Raw genomic sequence first — 1173 nt, 5'->3', positions numbered from 1 at the left:
TTATTTGCTCGGGGACAAATAAGGTCCGCCGACGTCAGCGTAGAACATCGTCATCCGATGACGGACCACTTCCGATCCGCCAGGCGGCCCACACAGGAGATGACGATGAAGACCAGGATGACCTCGGGACGCCGGCCGCGGCTCGCCACGGCTGCCGTTCTGGCTCTCGGCGCCGCAGCCCTGCTCGCTGCGCCCGCCCAGGCCCAGAGGATGGCCGCGGCCACCCCCGCCCCGCACCGGCACAGCCATCCGGCCAGTGCCGGCACCGCCGACGCGCCCGTCAGCGTCGTGCGCCTGCCCAGCGATCTGCCCGGGCCGATCGGTCGGCGCGGCCCGCAGCGGGTCAAGGTCGCTTTCGAGACCACCGAGGTCACCGGCCGGCTCGATGACGGCACCAGCTATCATTACTGGACCTTCAACAACAAGGTGCCCGGTCCCTTCGTGCGGGTGCGCGTCGGCGACACCGTGGAGGTCAGCCTCACGAACCACGCGGACAGCGCCATGATGCACAATGTCGACTTCCATGCGGTGACCGGCCCCGGCGGCGGCGCCAAGGCCACGGAAGCCGCCCCCGGCGAAACCCGCGGCTTCGAGTTCAAGGCGCTGAATCCTGGCCTGTATGTCTATCACTGCGCCACCCCCACGGTGGCCCAGCACATCGCCAACGGCATGTACGGCCTGATCCTGGTCGAGCCGGCGGAGGGGCTGCCGCAGGTGGATCACGAGTTCTACGTGATGCAGGGCGAGCTCTACACCGCGCAAGCCTTCGGCACGAAGGGCCACCTGGACGAGAGCCTCGACAAGCTGCTCGGCGAGCGGCCCGAGTACTTCATCTTCAACGGCAGCGCCGATGCGCTGAAGACGAACCCGCTGACGGCGAAGGTCGGCGAGACGGTGCGGATCTATTTTGGCGTCGGCGGGCCGAACTACACCTCGTCCTTCCACGTGATCGGCGAGATCTTCGACACCGCCTATCCGATGGCGTCCCTGAACTCGCCCATGAAGGACGTGCAGACCATCACCACCCCGCCGGGCGGGGCGAGCGTGGTCGAGTTCCGGCTCGAGGTGCCCGGCACCTACGTGCTGGTCGACCATGCCCTGAGCCGGGTCGAGCGCGGGCTGGCGGGCCTTCTGCAGGTGGAAGGGCCTGAGAACCCCACCGTGTTCAAGGAC

1 protein-coding gene is annotated in these 1173 nt (G+C 67.9%); it reads left to right on the top strand.

Going from position 1 to position 1173, the window contains the following annotated elements; all coding sequences use genetic code 11:
* Positions 1 to 105: 105 nt before the first annotated feature.
* On the top strand, positions 106 to 1173 hold a 1068-nt coding region (gene nirK / locus DC522_RS33630; RefSeq protein ID WP_245444775.1), incomplete at its 3' end, for a copper-containing nitrite reductase.

Origin of the sequence: Microvirga sp. KLBC 81 (genome assembly GCF_003075415.1) — a bacterium.
Lineage (GTDB): Bacteria > Pseudomonadota > Alphaproteobacteria > Rhizobiales > Beijerinckiaceae > Microvirga.
The sequence above is the reverse complement of the archived record's forward strand: the minus strand, read 5'-3'. Positions and strand labels throughout refer to the sequence as shown.